The sequence below is a fragment of the Klebsiella sp. K47 genome (assembly GCF_051858335.1).
GTDB lineage: Bacteria > Pseudomonadota > Gammaproteobacteria > Enterobacterales > Enterobacteriaceae > Klebsiella > Klebsiella pneumoniae.
Map to the genome: position 1 here is coordinate 1 of NZ_JBPYUI010000165.1, position 250 is coordinate 250.

Annotated in this window: 1 pseudogene; it reads left to right on the forward strand. The window is 67.2% G+C overall.

Features of this window, described 5'->3' with window-relative positions:
• Positions 1-74: 74 nt before the first annotated feature.
• Positions 75-250: pseudogene (gene truB, locus RRF55_RS27545) on the forward strand (tRNA pseudouridine(55) synthase TruB); the annotation flags it as partial.

Sequence of the window (250 nt, forward strand, 5' to 3'; positions counted from 1 at the left end):
CGTCGCAGTGCGACCGCTCCGCCGGAGGCCGGATTGACCGGCAGCGCCACACGGCGCCGATTTGAATTGAATGCATGGCACCCCGAATTTCGTTCCGTCGCCTGGATGGCATCCTGCTGCTCGACAAGCCGACCGGCATGAGCTCCAACGCAGCCTTGCAGGTGGCACGCCGTCTGTACCGCGCCGAGAAGGGCGGCCACACCGGCAGCCTGGATCCGCTGGCGACCGGCCTGCTGCCACTGTGCTTTGG